Origin of the sequence: Nonomuraea helvata, assembly GCF_039535785.1 — a bacterium.
GTDB lineage: Bacteria > Actinomycetota > Actinomycetes > Streptosporangiales > Streptosporangiaceae > Nonomuraea > Nonomuraea helvata.
On sequence record NZ_BAAAXV010000009.1, the window covers coordinates 648930 to 674851 of the forward strand.

The following is a 25922-nucleotide window of genomic DNA, read 5'->3' on the forward strand; positions in this document are numbered from 1 at the left end:
CTAACCCATATACGGGCGGATCTGCTCCATGGCCCGCTGGGTGACCTCCTCGACCGGACCCGTCGCGTCCACCCCCACGAGGATGCCCTCGTCGGCGTAGTAGGAGACCAGCGGCGCCGTCTGCTCCTGGTAGACCTCCAGGCGGTGCCTCACGGTCTCCTCCTTGTCGTCGTCACGCTGGAAGAGCGCGCCCCCGCACGCGTCGCACCTGTCGTCCTTCTTGTCGTCGAACTCGACGTGCCAGATGCGGCCGCACTGGCTGCAGGTGCGCCGGCCGGCCAGCCGCCTGACCACCTCGTCGTCGTCGACGACGAGCTCGAGTACGAGGTCGAGCGCCTGGCCCCAGTCCTTGAGCATGTCGCGCAGGATCTCCGCCTGCGCGACGTTCCTCGGGAAGCCGTCGAGCAGGAACCCGTCCTGCGCGTCGGCCTCGGACAGACGGTCACGGACCATGGCGATGGTGACCTCGTCGGGCACCAGGTCACCACGGTCCATGTACGTCTTGGCCAGCTTGCCGAGCTCCGTGCCCCCCGAGACGTTGGCACGGAAAATATCACCTGTCGAGATCTTCGGGATGGACAGGTTGGATGCGATGTACTGGGCCTGCGTCCCCTTACCCGCTCCGGGGGGCCCGACGAGAACGAGACGCACTACCGCAGGAAACCTTCGTAGTTGCGCTGCTGCAGCTGGCTCTCGATCTGCTTAACGGTGTCCAGGCCGACGCCTACCATGATCAGGATACTCGTCCCTCCGAACGGGAAGTTCTGGCTCGCACCGGACACCGCGAGCGCGATGATCGGGACCATGGCGATGAGACCCAGATAGAGCGAGCCCGGCGCGGTCAGACGAGTGAGCACGAAGTTCAGGTATTCAGCCGTCGGCCGTCCGGGGCGGATGCCCGGAATGAAACCACCGTACTTCTTCATGTTGTCGGCGACTTCAGTGGGGTTGAACGTGATGGACACGTAGAAGTACGTGAAGAAGATGATCAGCACGAAGAACGTGGTCATGTAGATCGGGGTGTCACCCGTGGCCAGGTTCTGCGAGATCCAGCGGATCGCGGCGTTGTCAGACGTCTGGAAGAGCGACGTGAGCAGCTGCGGCAGGTAGAGCAGCGAGGACGCGAAGATGACCGGGATGATGCCGGCCTGGTTGACCTTCAGCGGGATGTACGTGGACGTGCCGCCGTACATCCTGCGCCCGACCATCCGCTTGGCGTACTGGACCGGGATGCGCCGCTGCGCCTGCTCGACGAAGACCACGGCGGCGATCATGAAGATGCCGACCACCATGACGACCGCGAACGTGAAGGTGTTGGCCTTGAAGATGTTGGTCAGCTCGGCCGGGAAGACCGCGACGACCTGCGTGAAGATCAGGATGGACATGCCGTTGCCGACGCCGCGGTCGGTGACGAGCTCACCGAGCCACATGATCACCGAGGTGCCGGCCGTCATGATGACGACCATGGTGACGATCATGAAGATGTTGTCGGGGTCGATCAGCACGTCCTGCTGGCAGTTCGGGAAGAGCTGCCCGGTGCGGGCCAGCGCGATGAACGCGGTCGACTGCAGGATGGCGAGGCCAATGGTCAGATAACGCGTATACTGCGTGATCTTGGCCTGACCGGCCTGCCCCTCCTTCTTCAACGCCTCGAGACGCGGAATCACGACGACGAGCAGCTGAAGAATGATGCTCGCGGTGATGTACGGCATGATGCCCAGCGCGAACACCGACAGCTTCAGGAGCGCACCACCGCTGAAAAGCTGCACCATCCCGTAGATGTTGCCGGCGGCTCCGTTACGGGCCTGCTCGAAACAGGCCGCGAGGTTCTGGACGTGAACTCCCGGAGTCGGAAGAACCGAGCCGAGACGGAAAAGCGCGATGATGCCCAGGGTGAAGAGCAACTTCTTGCGCAGGTCCGGTGTCCGGAACGCCCGGGTAAACGCGGTCAGCACGGTCCCTCCTGCGCGCCTTTACGGCGATGTGAGTATGCGATGGTGCGGGGATCTGCCATCTCAAGTCTTAGGTCTTACGAGCCGGACAGAATCCTGCCGTCTCGCGAACTCTAACGCACTACGGGCGTGGGGGCATTTGTCAAAGCCCCCACGCCGCGTAATAGCTCTTACAGCTCGGTAACGGAACCACCCGCAGCGGCGATCTTCTCCTTCGCGGAGGACGAGAAGGCGTGAGCCTGAACGTTCACCGCGACCGAGATCTCGCCGGTGCCGAGCACCTTCACGAGCTGGTTCTTGCGAACAGCACCCTTGGCGACCAGCGCCTCGACGGTGACCTCGCCACCCTCGGGGAACAGCTCACCGATCCTGTCGAGGTTGACGACCTGGTAGGTCGTCTTGAACAGGGCGTTGGAGAAGCCCTTGAGCTTCGGCAGACGCCTCTGCAGCGGCACCTGGCCACCCTCGAACCCGAGGGGGACCGTCGTACGGGCGTGGCTGCCCTTGGTGCCGCGACCGGCGGTCTTGCCCTTCGACGCCTCGCCACGACCCTTGCGGATCTTGGCCTTGTTGGCGCCGGGGGCGGGACGCAGGTCGTGAATCTTGAGCGGAGCCTTGTCAGTCATGACTAGTCGACCTCTTCCACCTCGACGAGGTGCGTCACCACGGCGACCATCCCGCGAATCTCGGGCCGGTCCTCCTTGACGACGACGTCGCCGATTCGCTTCAGGCCAAGCGAACGCAGCGAGTCACGCTGGTTCTGCTTGCCACCGATCTTCGAGCGAACCTGAGTGATCTTCAGGCGTGCCATGACTAGCTCACCGCCTTCGCGGCCGCCGCCTCGGCGAGACCCTCACGCTGAGCCTTCAGCATGCGGGCGGGAGCGACGTCCTCGATCGGCAGGCCACGGCGGGCGGCGATCTCCTCGGGCCGCGAAAGACCCTTCAGAGCCGCCACGGTGGCGTGCACGATGTTGATCGGGTTGTCCGAGCCGAGCGACTTGGACAGCACGTCATGGATGCCGGCGCACTCCAGCACCGCACGCACCGGGCCACCGGCGATGACGCCGGTACCGGCCGAGGCCGGCCGCAGGAAGACGACACCGGCCGCCTCCTCGCCCTGCACGGTGTGCGGGATGGTGCCCTGGATCCGAGGCACCTTGAAGAAGTGCTTCTTCGCCTCTTCGACGCCCTTGGCAATGGCCGCGGGCACTTCCTTGGCCTTGCCGTAGCCGACGCCGACCAGGCCGTTGCCGTCACCGACGACGACGAGGGCGGTGAAGCTGAAGCGACGACCACCCTTCACGACCTTGGCCACTCGGTTGATCTTCACTACGCGCTCGATGTACGAGACGCCCTTGTCGGCGGCGCCACCGCGGCGATCGTCACGACGGTCCCGCCGCTCGCCACCGGTGCCGCCACCGCGACGCGGAGCTGCAGCCATCAGTGGTTCCTCTTCTCAGTTGCCATCAGAACTCGAGCCCGCCTTCGCGGGCGCTGTCCGCCAGAGCCGCGATGCGGCCGGCGTAGCGGTTGCCACCGCGGTCGAACACGACAGCGGTGATCCCGGCTTCCTTGGCCCGCTGAGCGAGGAGCTCGCCGACCTTCTTCGCCTTCTCGGTCTTGTCCGCCTCGAGCGCGCGCAGCGAGGGGTCCATGGTGGACGCGCTCACCAGCGTGTGGCCGACGGTGTCGTCCACGATCTGGACGAACATGTGACGCGTCGAACGGTTGACGACCAGGCGCGGACGCGCGGTCGTACCGACGACGTTCTTGCGGACGCGGCGGTGACGGCGGGCCCGCGAGACGGTGCGGGCAGCCGTGTGCTTGCTGAACGCAGTCTTCGGAGCCATGCCTACTTACCAGCCTTTCCGACCTTGCGGCGGATCTGTTCGCCCTGGTAGCGCACGCCCTTGCCCTTGTACGGGTCAGGCTTGCGCAACTTGCGGATGTTGGCCGCGACCTCGCCGACCTTCTGCTTGTCGATGCCGTCCACGTGGAACAGGGTCGGCTTCTCGACGCGGAAGGTGACGCCCTCGGGGGCGTCCACGATGACCGGGTGACTGAAGCCCAGAGAGAACTCCAGCTGCGTCGGGCCCTTGGCCTGGACGCGGTAACCGACGCCGACGATCTCCAGGGACTTGGAGTACCCCTGGGTGACGCCCTGCACCATGTTGGCGATCAGCGTCCGGGACAGACCGTGCAGCGCACGGACCTTGTTCTCGTCGTTGGGCCGGGTGACGGCGATGGCGCCGTCCTCGTCGCGAGCGACCGCAATGGGCGTCGCGACCGTGTGAGAAAGCGTGCCCTTCGGGCCCTTCACCTGGACATCCTGGCCGTCGATCGTGATGTCTACGCCGCTGGGCACAGGGATGGGCAGCCGTCCGATTCTCGACATGCTGGGTTCCTCCCCTCTACCAGACGTAGGCGAGGACTTCCCCGCCCACACCACGCTTGCCGGCCTGCTTGTCGGTCATGAGGCCGTGGGACGTCGAGATGATCGCGACGCCCAGTCCGCCCAGGACTCGAGGCAGGTTGTCCTTCTTTGCATAAACCCGCAGACCGGGCTTGGAAACCCGGCGCAGGCCCGCGAGCGACCGCTCACGGGTAGGCCCGAACTTGAGCTCCACCACGAGGTTCTTGCCAACCTTGGCGTCCTCGACGGTCCAAGCCTGGATGTAGCCCTCTTGCTGGAGGATCTCGGCGATGTGCGCCTTGATCTTCGAGTACGGCATCGACACGCTGTCGTGGTACGCCGAGTTCGCGTTACGCAGACGCGTGAGCATGTCTGCGATCGGGTCGGTCATCGTCATGGCCAGTGGCCTTCCTCGCCGCGGTTTCCAGTCGGCCAAGCAGCGCTCTGCCGGTGGACCTTCGGCGTGGTCATGGGCGTTCAGAGAGAACGTCCGGTTCTTACATGAAAAATATGATCACCTGAGGGGCGACCTGAGGCCGCCCCTTAGGGTATCTACCAGCTCGACTTGGTGATACCGGGCAGCTCGCCCCGGTGCGCCATCTCGCGGAAGCACACGCGGCAGAGCCCGAACTTGCGGTAGACGGCGCGCGGCCGGCCACAACGCGAGCACCGGGTGTACGCCCGGACCTCGAACTTCTGCTTGCGCCCCGCCTTGGCGATCAGCGACTTCTTCGCCATTGGATCAGGCCTCCTTGAAGGGGAAGCCGAGGAGCTTCAGCAGCGCCCGGCCCTGGTCGTCGTTCTTCGCGGTGGTCACGAGCGTGATGTCCATACCCCGCGGACGGTCGACCTTGTCCTGGTCGACCTCGTGGAACATGACCTGCTCGGTCAGACCGAACGTGTAGTTGCCGTTCCCGTCGAACTGCTTGGGCGACAGGCCGCGGAAGTCCCTGATGCGGGGCAGCGCGAGCGCCAGCAGCCGGTCGAGGAACTCCCACATGCGGTCGCCTCGCAGCGTGACGTGCGCGCCGATCGGCATGCCCTCGCGCAGCTTGAACTGGGCGATGGACTTGCGCGCGCGAACGACGGCCGGCTTCTGGCCGGTGATCACGGTGAGGTCGCGGACAGCACCCTCGATGAGCTTGGAGTCGCGAGCCGCCTCGCCGACGCCCATGTTGACCTTGATCTTGGTCAGCGCCGGGATCTGCATGACGTTCTCGATGCCGAACTGCTCGCGAAGCTGGGCCGCGATCTCCTCGCGGTACTTCGTCTTGAGTCGCGGCGTCGGGCGCTCGGTCTCAGTGGTCGTGGCAGTCATCAGCTGTCCTCACCCGTCTCGTCGGCCTTCTTCTCGTCGGCCTTCTTGTCGGCGGGCTTCTCGTCCTTGAGCTTCTTCACGTTCGAGACGTGGATGGGGGCCTCCATGGTCTGCACGCCGCCGGTCTTGGCGCCGCGCGGGCCCTGGTGGGTCTCCTTGGAGTGCTTCTTGATCATGTTGATGCCCTCGACCACCACGCGGTCCTCGCGCGGCAGCGTGGCAATGACGCGACCCTTGGCACCCTTGTCCTTGCCGGCGATGACCTGGACCAGGTCACCCTTCTTCACATGCAGCGACTTCGGCATCACAGCACCTCCGGGGCGAGCGAGATGATCCGCATGAACTTCTTGTCACGCAGCTCGCGGCCGACCGGGCCGAAGATACGAGTGCCGCGAGGGTCACCGCTGTCCTTGATGATGACGGCGGCGTTCTCGTCGAAGCGGATGTAGGAGCCGTCGGGCCGGCGGCGCTCCTTGACCGTGCGGACGATGACGGCCTTGACCACATCGCCCTTCTTGACGCCAGTGCTGCCGGGCAGCGCGTCCTTGACAGTGGCGACGATGACGTCGCCGATACCGGCGTAGCGTCGGCCCGAGCCACCGAGAACACGGATGCAAAGGATCTCCTTCGCGCCCGTGTTGTCGGCGACCTTGAGCCGCGACTCCTGCTGGATCACGTTGAACTCCTGTTAGTCGCGCCGGTTCTCATTTCTGAGCCTGGCGGAACCGTCGTTGTCTTGTTCCCACGGCCACAGCACCCGTGAGCGCCGCACCGCAGGCGACGCGAGACCACATGTGGCCCCGCGTCCTTGGACGCCGTCATGGGGGCTCTGAGAGCCCCCACGAGGCGCGGTATATGTCGAGAAGGAAGGGTTACTTGGCCTTCTCGAGGATCTCCACGACCCTCCACCGCTTGGTGGCAGAGAGAGGGCGGGTCTCCATGAGCAGCACGCGGTCGCCCACGCCACAGGCGTTGGCCTCGTCGTGCGCCTTGTACTTGGTCGTACGGCGGATGACCTTGCCGTACAGACGGTGCTTCACGCGGTCCTCGACGGCGACGACGACGGTCTTGTCCATCTTGTCGCTCACGACGAGGCCCTCACGGACCTTACGGAAGTTCCGCTGGTCGGTGGTCTCGGTGGTCTCGGTCTCAGCCATCGCTCGTCTCCTTCTCGACCGTGACGATGCCCAGCTCGCGCTCGCGCATCACGGTGTAGATACGGGCGATCTCGCGGCGGACGGCGCGCAGCCGCCCGTGGCTCTCCAACTGACCGGTCGCCGCCTGGAAGCGGAGGTTGAACAGCTCCTCCTTCGCCTCCTTCAGCTTCTGGACGAGAGTGTCCTCGTCCTCGAGCCGCAGCTCGCCGGCGGTCAGGCCCTTAGCCATCACGCCTCACCCACTTCACGCTTAACGATCTTGCACTTCATCGGGAGCTTGTGGATCGCACGCTGAAGCGCCTCGCGAGCGATCGGCTCCGCCACGCCGGACAGCTCGAACATCACGCGTCCGGGCTTGACGTTGGCGATCCACCACTCCGGCGAACCCTTACCGGAACCCATGCGGGTCTCGGCAGGCTTCTTGGTGAGCGGACGGTCGGGGTAGATGTTGATCCACACCTTGCCGCCACGGCGGATGTGACGGGTCATGGCGATACGAGCGGACTCGATCTGGCGGTTGGTCACGTAGGAGTGCTCAATCGCCTGGATGCCGAACTCGCCGAACGTGACCCTGGTGCCGCCCTTGGCGGCTCCGCTGCGGTCGGGCCGGTGCTGCTTGCGGTGCTTGACCCTGCGCGGGATCAGCATGGTCAGCTCCCTTCAGCACCCGGCTGCGCAGCCGGGCCGGTCTCGGGGGCGGCCTGCGAGGCCGCCTCAGTGCGGGGGGCGCGGTCGCCACGGCCGCCACCACGACGGGGACGGTCGCCGCCACCACGACGCGGACGGTCGGCGCCGCCACCACGACGGTCGTCGCGCTCGCGACGCTGGCCGGCACGGGCGCCGGCAGCGGCCGCCTCGCGCTCGGCGCGGCTGGTCGGAGCCTCGCCCTTGTAGATCCAGACCTTCACGCCGATGCGGCCGAAGGTCGTACGGGCCTCGTAGAAGCCGTAGTCGATGTCCGCGCGGAGGGTGTGCAGCGGCACGCGGCCCTCGCGGTAGAACTCCGACCTCGACATCTCAGCGCCGCCCAGACGACCGGAGCACTGGACACGGATGCCCTTGGCGCCGGACTTCATGGCGGACTGCATCGCCTTGCGCATGGCGCGGCGGAACGAGACACGGCTGGACAGCTGCTCGGCAACGCCCTGCGCGACGAGCTGCGCGTCGATCTCCGGGTTCTTGACCTCGAGGATGTTGAGCTGGACCTGCTTCTTGGTCAGCTTCTCCAGGTCGCCACGGATACGGTCCGCCTCGGCGCCGCGGCGGCCGATCACGATGCCGGGACGCGCGGTGTGGATGTCCACCTGCACGCGGTCCGTCGTGCGCTCGATCTCGACCTTGGAGATGCCGGCCCGCTCCATGCCCTTCTGCAGCATGCGGCGGATCGCCACGTCCTCGGCGACGTACGACTTGTACAGCTTGTCGGCGTACCACCGGCTCTTGAAGTCGGTCGTGATGCCGAGGCGGAACCCGTGCGGGTTAACCTTCTGGCCCACTATCGGGTCCTTCCCTTCGGCTCGCGGGACTCCACGATCACAGTGATGTGGCTCGTCCGCTTGTTGATCCGATAGGCACGACCCTGGGCACGCGGGCGGAACCGCTTCAGCGTCGGGCCCTCGTCGACCCACGCCCGGCTGACGACGAGCGTCTGCGGGTCGAGGTCGAAGTTGTGCTCCGCGTTCGCCATCGCGCTGCTGAGCACCTTGTAGATCGGCTCGCTCGCCGACTGGGGAGCGAACTGCAGCACGGCCTGCGCCTCCGAAGCGGGCAGCCCGCGAATGAGGTCCACCACACGGCGGGCCTTCTGGGGCGTGACACGGACGAACCGCGCCTGAGCCCTGGCTTCCATCGCTTTCTCCTACTTCCGGGACGCTTACCGCCGGCTGCGGCGGTCTTCCTTGACGTGGCTGCGGAACGTACGCGTGGGGGCGAACTCTCCGAGCTTGTGACCGATCATCGACTCGGTCACGAAGACCGGGACGTGCTTGCGGCCGTCGTGCACGGCGATCGTGTGCCCGAGCATGTCGGGAACGATCATGGAGCGCCGCGACCACGTCTTGATGACGTTCTTGGTGCCCTTCTCGTTCTGGACATCTACCTTCTTCTGAAGGTGATCGTCCACAAAGGGACCCTTCTTAAGGCTACGTGGCATTTCGGCTGCTCCTACCGCTTCTTCCTCTTGCTCCGACGCCGGATGATCAGCCGGTCGCTGGCCTTGTTGGCCTGGCGGGTGCGGCCCTCGGGCTTGCCCTTCGGGTTCACCGGGTGGCGACCACCGGAGGTCTTGCCCTCACCACCACCGTGCGGGTGGTCGACGGGGTTCATCGCGACACCGCGAACGGTCGGGCGCTTGCCCTTCCAACGCATACGGCCGGCCTTGCCCCAGTTGATGTTGGCCTGCTCGGCGTTGCCGACCTGGCCGACCGTCGCGCGGCAGCGCACGTCCACCATGCGCATTTCGCCGGAGGGCATACGCAGCGTGGCGTACGTGCCTTCCTTGGCGAGCAGCTGGATCTGAGCGCCCGCGGAACGGCCGAGCTTGGCGCCACCGCCCGGACGGAGCTCCACCGCGTGGATGAAGGTACCGGTCGGGATGTTGCGCAGCGGCAGGCAGTTGCCCGGCTTGATGTCGGCAGCGGGGCCGTTCTCGATACGGTCACCCTGCTTGAGGCCCGTCGGCGCGATGATGTAGCGCTTCTCGCCATCGGCGTAGTGGAGCAGAGCGATGTTGGCGGTGCGGTTGGGGTCGTACTCGATGTGAGCGACCTTGGCCGGGATGCCGTCCTTGTCATGCCTACGGAAGTCAATGATCCGGTAGGCGCGCTTGTGACCGCCGCCCTGGTGGCGAGCGGTGACTCGGCCGTGTACGTTGCGGCCGCCCTTGCTGTGAAGGGGCGCAAGCAGCGACTTCTCGGGCGTGCTGCGGGTGATCTCGGAGAAGTCCGAGACACTCGACCCGCGGCGACCCGGAGTCGTCGGCTTGTACTTACGGATGCCCATCTTTTTCGTTCATCCTTCGTCGGTTACATGGGTGAGCCCGCCGCACCGAAGTGCGACGGTCTCAACCCCGCGCAGGCCATGCGGCCCGCACTCACTTCTATGGCTGCTAGCCGATCTGACCGAAGATGTCGATCCGATCGCCCTCGACCAGGCTCACGATCGCGCGCTTGGTGTCGGGACGCTTGCCGTAACCGGTACGGGTGCGCTTGCGCTTGCCCTGCCGGTTGATCGTGTTCACGTTGGTGACCTTGACCCCGAAGATCTGCTCGACGGCGATCTTGACCTGGGTCTTGTTCGCGGTCTTCTTCACCAGGAACGTGTACTTGTTGTTCTCATCGATCAGGCCGTAGCTCTTCTCAGAGACGACCGGCTTGACGATGATGTCGCGCGGGTCGGCGATCTTCTCCATCAGGCCTCTTCCTTCCCGCTTTCGCTCAGGCGAGCGACGACCTGGTCATACGCCTCCTGCGTGAAGACCACGTCGTCGGCCACGAGCACGTCGTACGTGTTGAGCTGCCCCGCGTCCAGGAGGTGGACCTCGGGAGCGTTACGCAGGCTCATCCAGGTCAGCTCGTCGGCCTCGTCGACCACGACGAGAACGCGCGGAGCCTGGGTGACCTTGCGCAGCGCCTCCAGGGCGGCCTTGGTCTTGGGGGTCTCGCCGGTGATCAGCGAGCTGACCACGTGGACGCGACCGCCGCCGGCCCGGTCGGAGAGGGCGCCACGCAGGGCGGCGGCCTTCATCTTCTTGGGCGTGCGCTGCGAGTAGTCGCGCGGCACGGGACCGTGGACGGTCCCACCGCCGGTGAACTGCGGCGCGCGGGTCGAGCCCTGACGGGCGCGGCCGGTGCCCTTCTGCCGGTACGGCTTCTTGCCGCCGCCGGAGACCTCACCACGGGTCTTGGCCTTGTGGGTGCCCTGCCGACGAGCGGCGAGCTGGGCCACGACCACCTGGTGGATCAGCGGTACGTTGACCTTGGCGCCGAACACGTTCTCCGGCAGCTCTACGGTGCCGGCCTTCGCGCCGCTGGCGTCGAGGACGTCAATGGTGGTGCTCACTTGGCAGCCCCCTTCTTGGCAGAGGTGCGAACGAGGACCAGGCTGCCGTTGGCGCCGGGGATCGCACCCTTGATCAGGATGAGACCGTTCTCGACGTCGACGGAGTGAACCTTGAGGCTCTGCACAGTGGTGCGGACGTTACCCATCCGACCAGCCATGCGCAGACCCTTGAAAACGCGGCCCGGGGTGGCGCAGCCACCGATGGAACCCGGCGAACGGTGCTTGCGCTGCGTACCGTGCGACGCGCCCAGACCACCGAAGCCGTGCCGCTTCATGACACCGGCGAAGCCCTTGCCCTTGCTCTTGCCCGTCACGTCGACGAACTGGCCGGCCTCGAAGGTGTCGGCCAGCAGCTCCTGGCCCAGGGTGTAGTCGCTCGCGTCGTCGGTGCGGATCTCCGCGAAGTAACGGCGCGGGGTGATGTCGTGCTTACGCAGGTAGTCGCCGAGCGGCTTGTTGACCTTCCGGGGGTCGACCTGCCCGAAGCCGAGCTGGATGGCGGAGTAGCCGTCCTTGTCGGCGGTGCGGACCCGGGTCACCACGCACGGACCGGCCTCGACCACGGTCACCGGCACCATCCGGTTGTCCGCGTCGAAGACCTGGGTCATGCCGAGCTTCTTGCCCAGGACGCCCTTGATCGTCTTAGCCATGTCAGTGCGTTCCCTCAGAGCTTGATCGAAATGTCGACACCCGCGGGGAGGTCGAGCCGCATGAGCGAGTCAACCGTCTTGGGGGTCGGGTCGATGATGTCAATCAGCCGCTTGTGCGTGCGCATCTCGAAGTGCTCGCGGCTGTCCTTGTACTTGTGCGGCGAGCGGATGACGCAGTACACGTTCTTCTCGGTCGGCAGCGGCACCGGGCCCGCGACCTTCGCGCCAGTCCGCGTCACCGTCTCGACGATCTTCTTGGCCGAGCTGTCGATGACCTCGTGGTCATAGGCCTTAAGCCGGATGCGGATCTTCTGTCCCGCCATAGTGGCCTCGGTGTCCTTCGCTGTCGTCTGAAAAAGTATCGTGCGGCCTGTTGCCGCTAATTTGGTGCAGGTCGAAGCCTGCTTAACCCCACGAGACAGACGTAGTCGATCTGCCTTTTCTTCCGTGATCCGGCAGTGACTTCGGTCACAAGCAGCTGGCCGAAGCAACTGCTGGATCACGGCGCCGTACGTGAGGTCCTCACGCGTTGCGGCGGTCGGCTCCGAGGTACAGGGCCGACCGCCGCCCCGACGGTCTAGCTACTTGATGATCTTCACGACCCGGCCGGCGCCGACGGTGCGGCCACCCTCACGGATCGCGAACTTGAGGCCTTCCTCCATGGCGATGGGCTGGATCAGCTCAACGCGCATTTCGGTGTTGTCGCCCGGCATGACCATCTCCGTGCCCTCGGGGAGGTTCACGACACCGGTCACGTCAGTCGTACGGAAGTAGAACTGCGGGCGGTAGTTGTTGAAGAACGGCGTGTGGCGGCCGCCCTCGTCCTTGGACAGGATGTAGACCTGGCCGGTGAACTCGGTGTGCGGGGTCGTCGTGCCCGGCTTGATGATGCACTGGCCGCGCTCGACGTCGTCGCGCTTGATGCCGCGGAGCAGCAGGGCGGCGTTGTCACCGGCGTGACCCTCGTCGAGCATCTTGTTGAACATCTCGATGCTGGTGACGGTGGTGGTCGTCTTCTCCGGCTTGATGCCGATGATGTCGACCTGCTCGTTGACCTTGACGATGCCGCGCTCGATACGACCGGTGACGACGGTGCCGCGACCGGTGATCGAGAAGACGTCCTCGACCGGCATGAGGAACGGCTTCTCCGTCTCACGCGGGGGCTCGGGGACGTTCTCGTCGACGGCGTTCATCAGCTCGATGATGCTGTCGGCCCACTTCTCGTCGCCCTCAAGAGCCTTGAGCGCGGAGACGCGGACGACCGGCAGGTCGTCGCCGGGGAACTCCTGGGCGGAGAGGAGCTCGCGGACCTCGAGCTCGACGAGCTCCAGGATCTCCTCGTCGTCCACCATGTCGGACTTGTTGAGAGCCACGACGATGTAGGGGACGCCGACCTGGCGGGCCAGGAGGACGTGCTCCTTCGTCTGCGGCATCGGGCCGTCAGTGGCGGCGACCACCAGGATGGCGCCGTCCATCTGAGCCGCACCGGTGATCATGTTCTTCACGTAGTCGGCGTGACCGGGGCAGTCGACGTGAGCGTAGTGACGCTTCTCCGTCTGGTACTCGACGTGCGCGATGGAGATCGTAATACCGCGAGCCTTCTCCTCCGGCGCCTTGTCGATCTTGTCGAACGGGGTCGCCTTGTTGAGCTCGGGGTAACGGTCGTGAAGCACCTTGGTGATCGCCGCGGTCAGCGTGGTCTTGCCGTGGTCGATGTGTCCAATGGTGCCGATGTTCATGTGCGGCTTAGTCCGCTCGAACTTGGCCTTGCCCACTGGTTCTCTCCTTGAGAATCTGACTGACTTTCGTCTACACACTCGGGCCCGGGAGCTCCCGAACCCCTAGGCGGTGGGGTGGCTCGCACCACCCCACCAGGGACCGGATGCTATTCGCCCCGGGCCCCTTGGCAGCGGGGCGACGATCTCCGCCAAGCCCAGCCACCTCAGGACCTGGAACTATTCGCCCCGGGCCTTCGCGACGATCTCCTTGGCGATGCCCGGGGGCACCTCCGCGTAGGAGTCGAACTGCATGCTGTAGCTCGCGCGCCCCTGCGTCTTGCTACGCAGGTCACCCACGTAGCCGAACATCTCAGACAGCGGCACGAGCGCCTGGACGACACGGGCGCCGGCCCGCTCGTCCATCGCCTGGATCTGCCCGCGGCGACCGTTGAGGTCACCGATGACATCACCCATGTAGTCCTCGGGCGTGGTGACCTCGACGGCCATCATCGGCTCGAGAAGCACGGCGTCCGCCTTGCGCGCGGCCTCCTTGAAGGCCATCGAGCCGGCGATCTTGAAGGCCATTTCCGAGGAGTCGACGTCGTGCGCGGCACCGTCGACGAGCGTCACCTTCACGCCCACCATCGGGTAGCCGGCCAGCACGCCGAACTCGGCGGCCTCCTGAGCGCCCGCGTCGACCGACGGGATGTACTCCCGCGGGACACGACCACCCGTGACCTTGTTCTCGAACTCGTAGCCGTCGTTGCCCTCACCCAGCGGCTCGAGGTTGATGATCACCCGCGCGAACTGACCGGAACCACCGGTCTGCTTCTTGTGGGTGTAGTCGAGCTTCTCCACCTTGCGGCGGATGGTCTCGCGGTAGGCCACCTGCGGACGGCCGACGTTGGCCTCGACCTTGAACTCGCGACGCATGCGGTCGACGAGGATCTCCAGGTGAAGCTCGCCCATGCCCCAGATGACCGTCTGACCGGTCTCCTCGTCACGGCGGACCTGGAAGGACGGGTCCTCCTCGGCCAGCCGCTGGATGGCGGTCGACAGCTTCTCCTGGTCGCCCTTGGTCTTGGGCTCGATGGCGACGTTGATGACCGGAGCCGGGAACGTCATCGACTCGAGCACGACCGGGTTCGACGGGTCGGACAGGGTGTCGCCGGTCGTGGTGTCCTTCAGACCCATGACCGCGACGATCTGGCCGGCAATCGCCGTCGGGCGCTCTTCGCGCTTGTTGGCGTGCATCTGGTAGATCTTGCCGATCCGCTCCTTCTTACCCTTCACAGAGTTGACGACCTGTGAACCGGTCTCGAGCGTGCCCGAGTAGATGCGGATGTAGGTGAGCTTGCCCAGGTGCGGGTCGCTGGCGATCTTGAAGGCCAGAGCGGAGAACGGCTCGCTCGGGTCCGCGTGGCGCTCGACGACCTTGTCCTCGTTGCCGACCGCGTGGCCCTTGAAGGCCGGGATGTCGGTCGGCGCCGGGAGGAAGGCGACGATCGCGTCGAGCAGGGGCTGCACGCCCTTGTTCTTGAACGCGGTGCCGCAGAGCACGGGGTTGATGGCGCTGGACAGCGTCGCGCGGCGGAGGGCCGCGACCAGCTGCTCCTCGGAGGGCTCGACGCCCTCGAGGAAGAGCTCCATCAGCTCGTCGTCGTTCTCGGCGACCGTCTCGATGAGCCGGTCACGCCACTCGCGAGCGGCCTCGGCGTGGTCGGCCGGGATGTCGACGGTGTCGTACATCTCGCCCTTGGCCGCCTCGGCGCTCCAGAGGTAGCCCTTCATCTTGATGAGGTCGATGACGCCCTTGAAGTCGGCCTCAACGCCCCACGGAAGCTGGACGACAGCCGGGGTCGCACCCAGGCGGCTGATCATCATGTCGACGCAGCGGTGGAACTCCGCGCCGACGCGGTCCATCTTGTTAACGAAGCAGATACGGGGGACGTCGTAGCGGTCAGCCTGGCGCCACACCGTCTCCGACTGCGGCTCGACACCCGCGACGCCGTCGAACACGGCGACCGCACCGTCGAGGACGCGGAGCGAACGCTCCACCTCGATGGTGAAGTCGACGTGACCCGGGGTGTCGATGATGTTGATGGTGTGACCGAGCCACTCGCACGTCGTCGCGGCAGACGTGATCGTAATGCCGCGCTCCTGCTCCTGCTCCATCCAGTCCATCGTGGCAGCGCCCTCGTGGACTTCACCGATCTTGTAGTTGATGCCGGTGTAGAACAGGATGCGCTCGGTCGTGGTGGTCTTGCCCGCGTCGATATGGGCCATGATCCCGATGTTTCGGACCTTGGCCAGGTCAAGAGCGGTCTGCGTGGCCACTTCTCTCGCGTCCTCGTCGTCTCGTCGGATCCACTACCAGCGGTAGTGGGCGAAGGCCTTGTTGGACTCGGCCATCTTGTGGGTGTCCTCGCGCTTCTTGACGCTCGCCCCAAGGCCGTTGCTGGCGTCGAGGAGCTCGTTCATGAGGCGCTCGGTCATGGTCTTCTCGCGGCGGGCGCGGGAGTACTGCACCAGCCAGCGCAGGGCCAGGGTGGTGCTGCGCGCGGCGCGCACCTCGACCGGCACCTGGTAGGTCGCGCCACCGACGCGACGGCTGCGGACCTCGAGGGTCGGCTTGACGTTGTCAAGCGCGCGCTTCAGGGTGACGACCGGGTCGTTGCCGGTCTTGTCCCTGCAGCCCTCAAGGGCGCCGTAGACGATCGACTGCGCGATGGAGCGCTTGCCGTCCAGGAGCACCTTGTTGATCAGAGCGGTCACCAGCGGCGAGCTGTAAACCGGGTCAGACATGAGCTGACGACGGCCAGGAGAACCCTTACGAGGCATTGTTAGCTCTTCTCCTTCTTCGCGCCGTAGCGGCTACGGGCCTGCTTGCGGTTGCGGACACCCTGGGTGTCGAGCGAACCGCGGATGATCTTGTAGCGAACACCAGGCAGGTCCTTCACACGACCGCCACGCACGAGCACGATGGAGTGCTCCTGCAGGTTGTGGCCCACACCGGGGATGTAGGCCGTGACCTCGATGCCGTTCGTGAGCCGAACGCGGGCCACCTTGCGCAGTGCCGAGTTGGGCTTCTTGGGAGTCGTCGTGTAAACGCGCTGGCAGACGCCGCGCCGCTGCGGACTCCCCTTGAGGGCAGGAGTCTTGGTCTTGGAGACCTTGTCCTGCCGGCCCTTGCGGACCAACTGCTGAATAGTGGGCACTGCCACTCCGTTTCGTGCCTTGGCCGGTGATACGTCAGTTGTGCTGCATTTCGCAGGTACTGCCGGTGTCATGACCTGCTGATTTTTCTCGACCCGGTGCCCCCGCGCTCGGGCGTGTCGCGCTATTCACGCAGACGTCCCGCGAGGTTTACGAGCCAGGAAGCCGTCCTACGCCCGCAATGAGCGCACGGTCGAGAGCCCGCATAGAGACGGGCACGATGCACAAGACTACCCAGGCCCACGCGACACGTCAAAACGGCGCGGCAAAGCGGACAAGCCTTGCCACTCCGTGTCGCTTGGGCCTACTTCATCAAGCCCATCCACAGCTCCGGAGGCCATGATATCGGGCCACCCGACCACTCCGCACGACGTTCCCAAACCCTCCTACCCCCTTCCCAAATCCGCCTACGCCGGCACGGGTATCGGCCTCCACGGCATGCGCCGTCATCAGTCGCCTGCCCACTCATACGGCAGGAAACACGGAGCCGGTCAAGCGGCGGGCCGGTGCAGGCCCCTGCAAGGGGCTGTCAGCCCCGTACGGGCACGGAAAGGGCCTGGGAACAGCAGAGCGCCCGGGCCCCTCCATGAGAGGCCCGGGCGCGTTACCTCGAGCTATCGGTTGTACTGACCGAAGTCGTACTCCTCCAGCGGCACAGCCTCGCCGCTGCCGGTGCCGAAGGTGTAGTCGGCGGCGGAGCCGTCGTAGCCACCCACGGTGTACATGGCGGCCTTGGCCTCCTCGGTCGGCTCGACCCGGATGTTCCGGTACTGCGGCATGCCGGTGCCGGCCGGGATGAGCTTACCGATGATGACGTTCTCCTTCAGGCCCAGCAGCGAGTCGGACTTGGCGTGGATCGCCGCGTCCGTCAGCACCCTGGTCGTCTCCTGGAAGGAGGCCGCCGACAGCCACGACTCGGTGGCCAGCGACGCCTTCGTGATGCCCATGAGCACCGGACGGCCGGCGGCCGGCGAGCCGCTCTCCGCCACCGTCTCACGGTTCATCTGCTCGAAGCGCGGCCGCTCCACGAGCTCGCCGGGCAGCAGGTCGGTGTCACCGGACTCGAGCACGTTCACGCGCTTGAGCATCTGCCGCACGATGATCTCGATGTGCTTGTCGTGGATCGACACACCCTGCGACCGGTAGACCTGCTGGACCTCCGCCACCAGGTGCAACTGCACGGCCCGCGGGCCGAGGATGCGCAGCACCTCGTTGGGGTTGACCGCACCGGCGACGAGCTGCTGTCCGACCGTGACCCGCTGACCGTCCTGCACGAGCAGGCGCGAGCGCATCGACACCGGGTAGGCGATCTCCTCCGAGCCGTCGTCCGGAGTAATGACGATCTTCCTGGTCTTGTCGGTCTCGTCGATGCGAGCCCGGCCCTCGGCCTCGGAGATCGGGGCGACACCCTTGGGGATGCGCGCCTCGAACAGCTCCGTGACACGGGGCAGACCGTGGGTGATGTCGGCGCCGGCCACACCACCGGTGTGGAACGTACGCATGGTCAGCTGCGTGCCGGGCTCACCGATCGACTGGGCGGCGATGATGCCGACCGCCTCGCCGACGTCCACGAGCTTGCCGGTGGCCAGCGAACGGCCGTAGCAGGTCGCGCAGACACCGATCTTGGCCTCGCAGACCAGCGCGCTACGGGTGCGCACGGTCTCGACGCCCGCCTCGACCAGCTTGGTCACGTGGGTGTCGTTGATGTCGACGCCCGCCGCCGCGATGACCTTGCCGTCGACCTCGACGTCCTCGGCCAGGATGCGGCCGTGCACGTTGGACTCGGCGTTCTCGGCCTTGACCAGGTTGCCCGACGCGTCACGCTCGCCCACGTGCAGCGGGACCGCGCGGTCGGTGCCGCAGTCGATCTCACGCACGATGACGTCCTGCGCCACGTCCACCAGACGACGGGTCAGGTAACCCGAGTCGGCGGTACGCAGAGCGGTGTCGGCCAGACCCTTCCGCTGACCGTGGGTGGAGATGAAGTACTCCAGCACCGACAGGCCCTCGCGGAACGAGGCCTTGATCGGCCGCGGGATCGTCTCACCCTTGGTGTTGGACACCAGGCCGCGGATACCGGCGATCTGCCGGACCTGCATCTTGTTACCACGGGCGCCGGAGTTGACCATCATCCAGACCGGGTTGGTCGCCGGGAAGGCGTTGACCATGTCGGTCTCGACGTCGGCCGTCGCGTGCGTCCAGATCTCGATGAGCTCCTGACGGCGCTCCTCGTCGGTGATCAGACCGCGCTCGTACTCGCGCTGGACCTTGTCGGCCCGGCGCTCGTAGTTCTCCATGATGTCGGTCTTGTTCGGGGGCGCGACGACGTCCTCGATCGAGATCGTGACACCGGAGCGCGTCGCCCAGCGGAAGCCGGCGTCCTTGAGCGCGTCGAGCGAAGCGGCGACCTCGATCTTGGGGTAGGTCTCCGCCAGCTCGTTCACGATCGTGGACAGCTGCTTCTTGCCGACCTGGAAGTCGACGAACGGGTAGCTGTTGGGCAGCGTCTGGTTGAACAGGCACCGCCCGAACGTGGTCTCCAGCCGGATCGGGTCACCCTGCTCCCAGCCCTCGGGAGCGACCCACTCGCGCGGCGGCAGGACGTCCTTGAGCCGGATCTGGATCTTCGCCTGAATCTCCAGCTCGCGGCGGTCGAAGGCCATCTGCGCCTCGGCGATCGAGCCGAACACGCGGCCCTCGCCCCGAGCGCCTTCCTTCTGGGTGGTCAGCCAGTAGAGGCCGATGACCATGTCCTGCGTGGGCATCGTCACGGGCTTGCCGTCGGCCGGCTTGAGGATGTTGTTGGTCGAGAGCATCAGGATGCGTGCCTCGGCCTGGGCCTCAGCCGACAGCGGCAGGTGCACGGCCATCTGGTCGCCGTCGAAGTCCGCGTTGAACGCGGTGCAGACGAGCGGGTGGATCTGGATGGCCTTGCCCTCGACCAGCTGCGGCTCGAACGCCTGGATGCCCAGGCGGTGGAGCGTCGGAGCACGGTTGAGCAGCACCGGGTGCTCGGTGATGACCTCTTCGAGCACGTCCCACACCACAGGGCGGGCGCGCTCGACCATCCGCTTGGCCGACTTGATGTTCTGGGCGTGGTTGAGGTCAACCAGCCGCTTCATCACGAACGGCTTGAACAGCTCCAGCGCCATCTGCTTGGGCAGACCGCACTGGTGCAGCTTGAGCTGCGGGCCGACGACGATGACCGAACGGCCGGAGTAGTCGACTCGCTTGCCCAGCAGGTTCTGGCGGAACCGACCCTGCTTACCCTTGAGCATGTCGCTCAGGGACTTCAGCGGCCTGTTGCCGGGACCGGTGACCGGGCGACCGCGGCGGCCGTTGTCGAACAGCGCGTCGACGGCCTCCTGGAGCATCCGCTTCTCGTTGTTCACGATGATCTCGGGGGCGCCGAGGTCGAGCAGACGCTTGAGGCGGTTGTTCCGGTTGATGACCCGGCGGTACAGGTCGTTCAGGTCGGAGGTCGCGAACCGGCCACCGTCGAGCTGCACCATCGGGCGCAGGTCCGGCGGGATGACCGGGATGCAGTCGAGCACCATGCCGCGCGGCGAGTTGGTGGTGTTGAGGAACGCCGACACGACCTTGAGCCGCTTGAGGGCGCGGGCCTTCTTCTGGCCCTTGCCGCTGCGGATCGTCTCGCGCAGGTTCTCGGCCTCGGCGTCGAGGTCGAAGCTGATCAGGCGGTCCTGGATCGCCTGCGCGCCCATGCCGCCCTTGAAGTAGCGGCCGAAGCGGTCGCGCATCTCGCGGTAGAGCAGCTCGTCGCCCTCGAGGTCCTGGACCTTGAGGTTCTTGAAGCGGCTCCAGACCTCGTCGAGGCGGTCCAGCTCGCGCTGGGCCCGGTCGCGGAGCTGGCGCATCTCGCGCTCGGCGCCCTCGCGGACCTTGCGGCGCTGGTCGCCCTTGGCGCCGGCGGCCTCGAGCTCGGCCAGGTCGGCCTCGAGCTTCTTCTGCCGGGACTCGACGTCGGCGTCACGGCGCTGCTCGATGTGCTGCCGCTCGACGGAGATCTTCGCCTCCAGCGAGGGCAGGTCACGCTCACGCATCTCGGTGTCGACATGCGTGATCATGTACGCCGCGAAGTAGATGACCTTCTCCAGGTCCTTCGGGGCGAGGTCGAGCAGGTAGCCGAGGCGCGACGGGACGCCCTTGAAGTACCAGATGTGCGTGACCGGCGCGGCCAGCTCGATGTGGCCCATCCGCTCACGACGCACCTTGGCACGGGTCACCTCGACGCCACAGCGCTCACAGATGATGCCCTTGAACCGGACCCGCTTGTACTTACCGCAGTAGCACTCCCAGTCGCGGGTCGGACCGAAGATCTTCTCGCAGAAGAGCCCGTCCTTTTCCGGCTTGAGGGTCCGGTAGTTGATGGTCTCCGGCTTCTTGACCTCGCCGTGCGACCACTGACGGATGTCGTCGGCCGTCGCGAGGCCGATCCGAAGCTCGTCGAAGAAGTTGACGTCCAGCATTTGTGCGATCTCCCCCTCAGACTTCTTCCACGCTGCTCGGCTCACGCCGGGACAGATCGATACCGAGCTCCTCCGCGGCGCGGAAGACGTCCTCGTCGGTGTCGCGCATCTCGATGGACATGCCGTCGCTGGAGAGCACCTCGACATTCAGGCACAGCGACTGCATTTCCTTGATGAGGACCTTGAAGGACTCCGGAATACCAGGCTCGGGGATGTTCTCGCCCTTGACGATGGCCTCGTAGACCTTCACGCGGCCCAGGACGTCGTCGGACTTGATCGTCAGCAGCTCCTGCAGGGCGTAGGCGGCGCCGTACGCCTCCAGCGCCCACACCTCCATCTCACCGAAGCGCTGGCCACCGAACTGGGCCTTACCACCCAGCGGCTGCTGAGTGATCATGGAGTAAGGACCGGTCGACCGCGCGTGAATCTTGTCGTCGACCAGGTGCAGCAGCTTGAGGATGTAGATGTAGCCGACAGAGATCGGGTACGGGAACGGCTCGCCGGAACGCCCGTCGAACAGCTGGGCCTTACCGCCCTGCTGCACCATCCGGTCACCGTCGCGGTTGGCGATGGTGTTGCCGAGCAGGCCGACGATCTCCTCCTCGTGCGCGCCGTCGAACACGGGCGTGGCGACGTTGGTGCGCGGGGCGACCTTGTCGAAGCCCTTGTCACGCAGGCGCTCGGCCCACGCCTCCTGGACGCCCGAGATGTCCCAGCCGCGGGCGGCGATCCACCCGAGGTGGGTCTCCAGCACCTGGCCGACGTTCATTCGGCCGGGCACGCCCAGCGGGTTGAGGATGATGTCGACCGGGGTGCCGTCCTCCAGGAACGGCATGTCCTCGACCGGCAGGATCTTGGAGATGACACCCTTGTTGCCGTGACGGCCGGCCAGCTTGTCACCGTCGGTGATCTTACGCTTCTGGGCCACGTAGACGCGGACCAGCTCGTTGACACCGGGCGGAAGCTCGTCGCCCTCCTCACGGGAGAAGACACGGACGCCGATGACCTTGCCCTGCTCGCCGTGCGGCACCTTCAGTGAGGTGTCGCGGACCTCGCGGGCCTTCTCACCGAAGATCGCGCGCAGCAGCCGCTCCTCCGGGGTCAGCTCGGTCTCACCCTTGGGCGTGACCTTGCCGACGAGGATGTCACCGGGGACGACCTCGGCGCCGATGCGGATGATGCCGCGCTCGTCGAGGTCGGCCAGGACCTCCTCGGAGACGTTCGGGATGTCCCGGGTGATCTCCTCGGGACCCAGCTTGGTGTCGCGGGCGTCGACCTCGTGCTCCTCGATGTGGATCGAGGAGAGCACGTCGTCCTGCACCAGTCGCTGGGACAGGATGATCGCGTCCTCGTAGTTGTGGCCCTCCCACGGCATGAACGCCACGAGCAGGTTCTTGCCGAGCGCCATCTCACCCTTGTCGGTGCACGGCCCGTCGGCGATGACCTGGTTGACCTCGATGCGGTCGCCCTCGGCCACGATCGGCTTCTGGTTGAAGCTCGTGCCCTGGTTGGAGCGCTTGAACTTGGCGACACGGTAGGTGGTGCGCGTGCCGTCGTCGTTCATGACGGTGACGTAGTCGGCGGAGACCTCCTCGACCACACCGGCCTTCTCGGCGCTGATCACGTCGCCGGCGTCGGTCGCGGCACGGTATTCCATGCCGGTGCCGACCAGCGGCGCCTCGCTCTTCAGCAGCGGCACCGACTGCCGCTGCATGTTGGAGCCCATGAGCGCGCGGTTGGCGTCGTCGTGCTCGAGGAACGGGATCATCGCGGTGGCCACCGACACCATCTGGCGCGGCGACACGTCGATGTAGTCGACCTCCTCGGCCCGCATGAGCTCGGTCTCGCCGCCCTTGGTGCGGACGAGGACGCGAGGCTCGGCGAACGAACCGTCGGCGTTGAGCACCGTGTTGGCCTGCGCCTTGACGTAGCGGTCTTCCTCGTCGGCGGTCAGGTAGTCGACCTGGTCGGTCACCTTGCCGTCGACGACCTTGCGGTAAGGAGTCTCCACGAAGCCGAAGGCGTTGATCCGGCCGTAGGAGGCCAGCGAGCCGATGAGGCCGATGTTCGGGCCTTCAGGGGTCTCGATCGGGCACATCCGGCCGTAGTGGGACGGGTGCACGTCACGGACCTCGAAGCCCGCCCGCTCACGCGACAGACCACCGGGGCCCAGCGCGGACAGACGCCGCTTGTGCGTCAGGCCGGCCAGCGGGTTGGTCTGGTCCATGAACTGCGACAGCTGCGAGGTGCCGAAGAACTCCTTGATCGACGCCACGACCGGGCGGATGTTGATCAGGGTCTGCGGCGTGATCGCCTCGACGTCCTGCGTGGTCATGCGCTCGCGGACGACGCGCTCCATGCGGGCGAGGCCCAGGCGGACCTGGTTCTGGATCAGCTCGCCGACGCTGCGCAGACGACGGTTGCCGAAGTGGTCGATGTCGTCCACCTCGACGATGACCTCACGGTCATTGGCGCCCGGCATCGACTCCTCGCCCGCGTGCAGGCGGACGATGTACTCGATGGTGGCGACGATGTCGTCCTCGGTCAGGGTGCCCTGAGAGATCTCAGAGTCGACGCCCAGCTTCTTATTGATCTTGTATCGGCCGACCTTGGCCAGGTCGTACCGCTTGGAGTTGAAGTACAGGTTCTCCAGCAGGGTCTGCGCCGACTCCTTGGTCGGCGGCTCACCCGGCCGCAGCTTGCGGTAGATGTCCAGCAGCGCGTCATCCTGGCCGGCCGTGTGGTCCTTCTCCAGGGTGGCCCGCATGGACTCGTACTGGCCGAAGCGCTCGAGGATCTGTTCGTTGGTCCATCCCAGCGCCTTGAGAAGCACGGTGACGGCCTGCTTGCGCTTGCGGTCGATGCGCACACCGACGCTGTCGCGCTTGTCGATCTCGAACTCGAGCCAGGCACCCCTGGACGGGATGACCTTGCAGCCGTACAGGTCCTTGTCGGACGTCTTGTCGACAGTACGTTCGAAATAGACGCCAGGCGAGCGGACCAGCTGCGAGACCACGACACGCTCGGTGCCGTTGATGATGAACGTGCCCTTCGGCGTCATGAGCGGGAAATCGCCCATGAACACCGTCTGGCTCTTGATCTCACCAGTGGTGTTATTGATGAACTCCGCCGTCACGAACATCGGGGCGGAGAAGGTCATGTCCTTGTCTTTGCACTCATCGACTGAGTACTTCGGCGGCTCGAACCGGTGGTCGCGGAACGACAAGGACATGGTCCCCGAGAAGTCCTCGATCGGACTGATCTCTTCGAAGATCTCTTCGAGGCCCGACTGGGTCGGGACGTCCTTGCGCCCGGCCTGGCGAGCCGCCTCAACCCGGGCCTTCCACTTCTCGTTTCCGAGCAGCCAGTCGAAAGACTCGGTCTGCAGGGCCAGAAGGTCAGGAACTTCGAGGGGCTCCTGGATGCGCGCAAAAGAGACGCGACGGGGACCAGCGGGTACGGCGGAGGCGTTGCGCGAGGCTGCCAACAGATGTCCTTCCGAGGGCTCGCGGCGGACTGACTACACGCACGCCAGACAACCTCGCAACGTGAGCAAGCGGAGCGGGTCGTCAAAGGGCAGCGCAAAGGGGCAGTGTAGCCGAACGGCACACGCCTGTCCACTTCGCTCTCGCTGCATGCTCCACGTTGGTCGCAGCATCGCCCGTTCAGGCGGAAACGTCAAGCCCACAACCCCGACTTTTAGCCGACTAGGGGGCCGGACGCTGGGTTTTCTCCCCTGTGTGACTGGTCGCCTACCGCCAGGCCCAAGACGATACCCGCGAACGGGGGCGGTTAACGCTCCGTCACACCGGGGGTCGAACCGATGCCGACAACCGGTGTAGCTGTGACGGAGGTACCCGTTCCAAAGGCTTCGCTAAACCTGATTTTTGGTAACAATTGAAGGAAGCGGCGCGCTGAGGCGTCAGGCGGTGCCGAGGAGCGTCGACATGTCGGCCACCAGCCAGCGCGAATCTTGCCGGACCATGACGAACCTGGCCCGGTTCTGGGTGAACTGTTGCTCGAGCCCGGTCTTGCCCGCGTCCTGCTTGACCGTACCCGTGTTCACGAAAAGCAGAACCTCTACCCGGTCGGGCTCGGCCCGCTCGACTCCCACGCCCGCCACGGACACGGTCTGCACGATCTTCTCCGCCTTCGCCCTGGACACCAGGGACGTGGTGAGCTCCTTGTAGTGCTTGGTCAGCTCGCCGGTCGTGTGTGTGCCGGCCCGCGCCAGGTCCGCCTCCACCGTCCGGTAGTCGTACGAGAGCAGATCGGGTGCCACCTCCTTGGCCGCCGTCATGGCCTCCGCCCCGGCCGCGTCCGCCGCGCGCAGGTCGCGCAGGTTGAACCACATCGTCGGCACCAGCACGCCCGCCACGACCACGAGGACGCCCAGCAGCACGATCGCGAACGTCCTCACTTGACCTGCACCGCCTTCGACACCAGCCAGACGCCGCCGACCTTGGTCACCTCCATCGACCACCGGTAGTACCGCTCCTGCGGCGGGCTCTTGGAGCCGTCCCAGCGGATCTCCACGTCGGCCACCACCAGCACCTTCGCCGTGGCGCCCGCCATGGAGACCAGCCCCGTCGCGCGCAGCACGCCGTGCTGGATCACCTTGTTGCCGACCGTGGTGGACCTGAGCCTGGCCTGGTTGGCCTCGTACTCCGCCCTGGCCGCCCCGGTCGAGGTGTCGAGGATGCGCTTCATGTCGGCGTCGACGCTCTTGTAGTCGAGCGAGACCAGGTTCTTCGCGTGGGTCCCCGCGGCCAGGAGCGCTGCCTGCTTGTCGCCTGCCCTGCCCTGTTCCTCGCGCGCCTGCGCGGCGATCCACACGCCCGAGCCGACCAGCACCGCGAGCACTCCGCTGAGCGCGGCGATCAGGATGCGGGCGGGCCGGGCGGCAAGTCCTGCCACGTCTGCTCACCCCTCCCTCGGCCGGTCCGC

Annotated in this window: 31 protein-coding genes; all 31 read right to left on the reverse strand. The window is 66.0% G+C overall.

Annotation, left to right across the window (positions count from 1 at the left end; all coding sequences use genetic code 11):
• Positions 1 to 651: an adenylate kinase gene (locus ABD830_RS35570; protein WP_344997569.1), complete on the reverse strand. Its 651-nt coding sequence runs from the start codon at positions 649 to 651 to the stop codon at positions 1 to 3.
• Positions 651 to 1955 carry a preprotein translocase subunit SecY gene (gene secY, locus ABD830_RS35575; protein ID WP_344997570.1) on the reverse strand — a complete coding sequence of 435 codons (1305 nt, stop codon included), beginning with the start codon at positions 1953 to 1955 and terminating at the stop codon, positions 651 to 653. Before secY ends, ABD830_RS35570 begins: the two co-directional genes overlap by 1 nt.
• Before the next feature lie 167 nt (positions 1956 to 2122).
• Positions 2123 to 2578, reverse strand: a complete 456-nt coding sequence (gene rplO, locus ABD830_RS35580) for a 50S ribosomal protein L15 (RefSeq protein ID WP_344997572.1) — start codon at positions 2576 to 2578, stop codon at positions 2123 to 2125.
• Positions 2579 to 2580: 2 nt separating this feature from the next.
• Positions 2581 to 2763 carry a 50S ribosomal protein L30 gene (rpmD, locus tag ABD830_RS35585; RefSeq protein WP_020542293.1) on the reverse strand — a complete coding sequence of 61 codons (183 nt, stop codon included), beginning with the start codon at positions 2761 to 2763 and terminating at the stop codon, positions 2581 to 2583.
• Between the two features lie 2 nt (positions 2764 to 2765).
• The gene (rpsE, locus tag ABD830_RS35590; RefSeq protein WP_091090115.1) at positions 2766 to 3395 is read right to left on the reverse strand and encodes a 30S ribosomal protein S5; all 630 of its coding nucleotides are present in this window, start codon (positions 3393 to 3395) and stop codon (positions 2766 to 2768) included.
• A 25-nt stretch (positions 3396 to 3420) separates the two neighbouring features.
• Positions 3421 to 3804 carry a 50S ribosomal protein L18 gene (gene rplR, locus ABD830_RS35595; protein WP_344997575.1) on the reverse strand — a complete coding sequence of 128 codons (384 nt, stop codon included), beginning with the start codon at positions 3802 to 3804 and terminating at the stop codon, positions 3421 to 3423.
• A gap of 2 nt (positions 3805 to 3806) precedes the next feature.
• Positions 3807 to 4349, reverse strand: coding sequence for a 50S ribosomal protein L6 (gene rplF / locus ABD830_RS35600; protein ID WP_344997577.1), 543 nt, complete (start codon positions 4347 to 4349; stop codon positions 3807 to 3809).
• 16 nt (positions 4350 to 4365) lie between these two features.
• The gene (gene rpsH, locus ABD830_RS35605; RefSeq protein WP_020542297.1) at positions 4366 to 4764 is read right to left on the reverse strand and encodes a 30S ribosomal protein S8; all 399 of its coding nucleotides are present in this window, start codon (positions 4762 to 4764) and stop codon (positions 4366 to 4368) included.
• 155 nt (positions 4765 to 4919) lie between these two features.
• A complete protein-coding gene (locus tag ABD830_RS35610) occupies positions 4920 to 5105 on the reverse strand; it encodes a type Z 30S ribosomal protein S14 (RefSeq protein ID WP_020542298.1) in 186 nt (61 codons plus the stop codon).
• A 4-nt stretch (positions 5106 to 5109) separates the two neighbouring features.
• A complete protein-coding gene (gene rplE / locus ABD830_RS35615; RefSeq protein WP_344997580.1) occupies positions 5110 to 5685 on the reverse strand; it encodes a 50S ribosomal protein L5 in 576 nt (191 codons plus the stop codon).
• Complete coding sequence (rplX, locus tag ABD830_RS35620; protein WP_345002200.1) at positions 5685 to 5978, reverse strand: 50S ribosomal protein L24; 294 nt, start codon at positions 5976 to 5978, stop codon at positions 5685 to 5687. The genes rplE and rplX overlap by 1 nt, the downstream gene beginning before the upstream one ends.
• An 11-nt stretch (positions 5979 to 5989) precedes the next feature.
• Positions 5990 to 6361, reverse strand: a complete 372-nt coding sequence (gene rplN, locus ABD830_RS35625; protein ID WP_026214151.1) for a 50S ribosomal protein L14 — start codon at positions 6359 to 6361, stop codon at positions 5990 to 5992.
• Positions 6362 to 6557: 196 nt separating this feature from the next.
• Positions 6558 to 6842 carry a 30S ribosomal protein S17 gene (gene rpsQ / locus ABD830_RS35630; protein ID WP_344997582.1) on the reverse strand — a complete coding sequence of 95 codons (285 nt, stop codon included), beginning with the start codon at positions 6840 to 6842 and terminating at the stop codon, positions 6558 to 6560.
• Complete coding sequence (rpmC, locus tag ABD830_RS35635; RefSeq protein WP_106253417.1) at positions 6835 to 7071, reverse strand: 50S ribosomal protein L29; 237 nt, start codon at positions 7069 to 7071, stop codon at positions 6835 to 6837. Before rpmC ends, rpsQ begins: the two co-directional genes overlap by 8 nt.
• On the reverse strand, positions 7071 to 7490 hold the full coding sequence (rplP, locus tag ABD830_RS35640; RefSeq protein ID WP_344997584.1) for a 50S ribosomal protein L16: 420 nt from the start codon (positions 7488 to 7490) through the stop codon (positions 7071 to 7073). The genes rpmC and rplP overlap by 1 nt, the downstream gene beginning before the upstream one ends.
• Before the next feature lie 2 nt (positions 7491 to 7492).
• Entirely contained in the window at positions 7493 to 8338 is an 846-nt protein-coding gene (gene rpsC / locus ABD830_RS35645) for a 30S ribosomal protein S3 (RefSeq protein ID WP_344997586.1), read from the reverse strand.
• Complete coding sequence (gene rplV, locus ABD830_RS35650; RefSeq protein WP_020542306.1) at positions 8338 to 8691, reverse strand: 50S ribosomal protein L22; 354 nt, start codon at positions 8689 to 8691, stop codon at positions 8338 to 8340. Before rplV ends, rpsC begins: the two co-directional genes overlap by 1 nt.
• Positions 8692 to 8715: 24 nt before the next feature.
• Positions 8716 to 8994, reverse strand: a complete 279-nt coding sequence (gene rpsS / locus ABD830_RS35655) for a 30S ribosomal protein S19 (RefSeq protein WP_012887835.1) — start codon at positions 8992 to 8994, stop codon at positions 8716 to 8718.
• Between the two features lie 11 nt (positions 8995 to 9005).
• Positions 9006 to 9842 carry a 50S ribosomal protein L2 gene (gene rplB, locus ABD830_RS35660; RefSeq protein WP_043623439.1) on the reverse strand — a complete coding sequence of 279 codons (837 nt, stop codon included), beginning with the start codon at positions 9840 to 9842 and terminating at the stop codon, positions 9006 to 9008.
• Positions 9843 to 9948: 106 nt separating this feature from the next.
• Positions 9949 to 10251, reverse strand: coding sequence for a 50S ribosomal protein L23 (gene rplW / locus ABD830_RS35665; protein ID WP_344997589.1), 303 nt, complete (start codon positions 10249 to 10251; stop codon positions 9949 to 9951).
• The gene (gene rplD / locus ABD830_RS35670) at positions 10251 to 10901 is read right to left on the reverse strand and encodes a 50S ribosomal protein L4 (RefSeq protein WP_344997591.1); all 651 of its coding nucleotides are present in this window, start codon (positions 10899 to 10901) and stop codon (positions 10251 to 10253) included. The genes rplW and rplD overlap by 1 nt, the downstream gene beginning before the upstream one ends.
• Positions 10898 to 11551 (reverse strand): 50S ribosomal protein L3, encoded by a 654-nt coding sequence (rplC, locus tag ABD830_RS35675; RefSeq protein WP_344997593.1) that lies wholly within the window; start codon positions 11549 to 11551, stop codon positions 10898 to 10900. Before rplC ends, rplD begins: the two co-directional genes overlap by 4 nt.
• A 14-nt stretch (positions 11552 to 11565) precedes the next feature.
• On the reverse strand, positions 11566 to 11874 hold the full coding sequence (rpsJ, locus tag ABD830_RS35680) for a 30S ribosomal protein S10 (protein WP_012887830.1): 309 nt from the start codon (positions 11872 to 11874) through the stop codon (positions 11566 to 11568).
• A gap of 258 nt (positions 11875 to 12132) precedes the next feature.
• Positions 12133 to 13326, reverse strand: a complete 1194-nt coding sequence (gene tuf / locus ABD830_RS35685; protein WP_344997595.1) for an elongation factor Tu — start codon at positions 13324 to 13326, stop codon at positions 12133 to 12135.
• Between the two features lie 180 nt (positions 13327 to 13506).
• A complete protein-coding gene (gene fusA, locus ABD830_RS35690; protein WP_378520773.1) occupies positions 13507 to 15555 on the reverse strand; it encodes an elongation factor G in 2049 nt (682 codons plus the stop codon).
• Between the two features lie 84 nt (positions 15556 to 15639).
• Positions 15640 to 16110 carry a 30S ribosomal protein S7 gene (gene rpsG / locus ABD830_RS35695; RefSeq protein WP_138670613.1) on the reverse strand — a complete coding sequence of 157 codons (471 nt, stop codon included), beginning with the start codon at positions 16108 to 16110 and terminating at the stop codon, positions 15640 to 15642.
• Between the two features lie 2 nt (positions 16111 to 16112).
• Positions 16113 to 16487: a 30S ribosomal protein S12 gene (rpsL, locus tag ABD830_RS35700; protein ID WP_020542315.1), complete on the reverse strand. Its 375-nt coding sequence runs from the start codon at positions 16485 to 16487 to the stop codon at positions 16113 to 16115.
• A 612-nt stretch (positions 16488 to 17099) separates the two neighbouring features.
• Complete coding sequence (locus ABD830_RS35705; RefSeq protein WP_344997602.1) at positions 17100 to 20975, reverse strand: DNA-directed RNA polymerase subunit beta'; 3876 nt, start codon at positions 20973 to 20975, stop codon at positions 17100 to 17102.
• 16 nt (positions 20976 to 20991) lie between these two features.
• Positions 20992 to 24462, reverse strand: coding sequence for a DNA-directed RNA polymerase subunit beta (gene rpoB / locus ABD830_RS35710; RefSeq protein WP_344997604.1), 3471 nt, complete (start codon positions 24460 to 24462; stop codon positions 20992 to 20994).
• A gap of 435 nt (positions 24463 to 24897) precedes the next feature.
• Positions 24898 to 25395, reverse strand: a complete 498-nt coding sequence (locus ABD830_RS35715; RefSeq protein ID WP_344997606.1) for a hypothetical protein — start codon at positions 25393 to 25395, stop codon at positions 24898 to 24900.
• Positions 25392 to 25892, reverse strand: coding sequence for a hypothetical protein (locus ABD830_RS35720; protein WP_344997608.1), 501 nt, complete (start codon positions 25890 to 25892; stop codon positions 25392 to 25394). Before ABD830_RS35720 ends, ABD830_RS35715 begins: the two co-directional genes overlap by 4 nt.
• Positions 25893 to 25922 lie beyond the last annotated feature (30 nt).

Bases quoted from the DNA above. Each gene is read 5' to 3' on its own strand.
- rpsH (WP_020542297.1), bottom strand. From the start codon at position 4,764: ATGACGATGACCGACCCGATCGCAGACATGCTCACGCGTCTGCGTAAC.
- rpsJ (WP_012887830.1), bottom strand. From the start codon at position 11,874: ATGGCGGGACAGAAGATCCGCATCCGGCTTAAGGCCTATGACCACGAG.
- rplE (WP_344997580.1), bottom strand. From the start codon at position 5,685: ATGACTGCCACGACCACTGAGACCGAGCGCCCGACGCCGCGACTCAAG.
- fusA (WP_378520773.1), bottom strand. From the start codon at position 15,555: ATGGCCCATATCGACGCGGGCAAGACCACCACGACCGAGCGCATCCTG.
- rplP (WP_344997584.1), bottom strand. From the start codon at position 7,490: ATGCTGATCCCGCGCAGGGTCAAGCACCGCAAGCAGCACCGGCCCGAC.
- rpsQ (WP_344997582.1), bottom strand. From the start codon at position 6,842: ATGGCTGAGACCGAGACCACCGAGACCACCGACCAGCGGAACTTCCGT.
- rplF (WP_344997577.1), bottom strand. From the start codon at position 4,349: ATGTCGAGAATCGGACGGCTGCCCATCCCTGTGCCCAGCGGCGTAGAC.
- ABD830_RS35610 (WP_020542298.1), bottom strand. From the start codon at position 5,105: ATGGCGAAGAAGTCGCTGATCGCCAAGGCGGGGCGCAAGCAGAAGTTC.
- rplB (WP_043623439.1), bottom strand. From the start codon at position 9,842: ATGGGCATCCGTAAGTACAAGCCGACGACTCCGGGTCGCCGCGGGTCG.
- rplO (WP_344997572.1), bottom strand. From the start codon at position 2,578: ATGACTGACAAGGCTCCGCTCAAGATTCACGACCTGCGTCCCGCCCCC.
- rpmC (WP_106253417.1), bottom strand. From the start codon at position 7,071: ATGGCTAAGGGCCTGACCGCCGGCGAGCTGCGGCTCGAGGACGAGGAC.
- ABD830_RS35705 (WP_344997602.1), bottom strand. From the start codon at position 20,975: ATGCTGGACGTCAACTTCTTCGACGAGCTTCGGATCGGCCTCGCGACG.
- rpsE (WP_091090115.1), bottom strand. From the start codon at position 3,395: ATGGCTGCAGCTCCGCGTCGCGGTGGCGGCACCGGTGGCGAGCGGCGG.
- rplW (WP_344997589.1), bottom strand. From the start codon at position 10,251: ATGGAGAAGATCGCCGACCCGCGCGACATCATCGTCAAGCCGGTCGTC.
- rpsS (WP_012887835.1), bottom strand. From the start codon at position 8,994: ATGCCACGTAGCCTTAAGAAGGGTCCCTTTGTGGACGATCACCTTCAG.
- rpsG (WP_138670613.1), bottom strand. From the start codon at position 16,110: ATGCCTCGTAAGGGTTCTCCTGGCCGTCGTCAGCTCATGTCTGACCCG.
- rpmD (WP_020542293.1), bottom strand. From the start codon at position 2,763: ATGGCACGCCTGAAGATCACTCAGGTTCGCTCGAAGATCGGTGGCAAG.
- rplV (WP_020542306.1), bottom strand. From the start codon at position 8,691: ATGGAAGCCAGGGCTCAGGCGCGGTTCGTCCGTGTCACGCCCCAGAAG.
- rplC (WP_344997593.1), bottom strand. From the start codon at position 11,551: ATGGCTAAGACGATCAAGGGCGTCCTGGGCAAGAAGCTCGGCATGACC.
- rplR (WP_344997575.1), bottom strand. From the start codon at position 3,804: ATGGCTCCGAAGACTGCGTTCAGCAAGCACACGGCTGCCCGCACCGTC.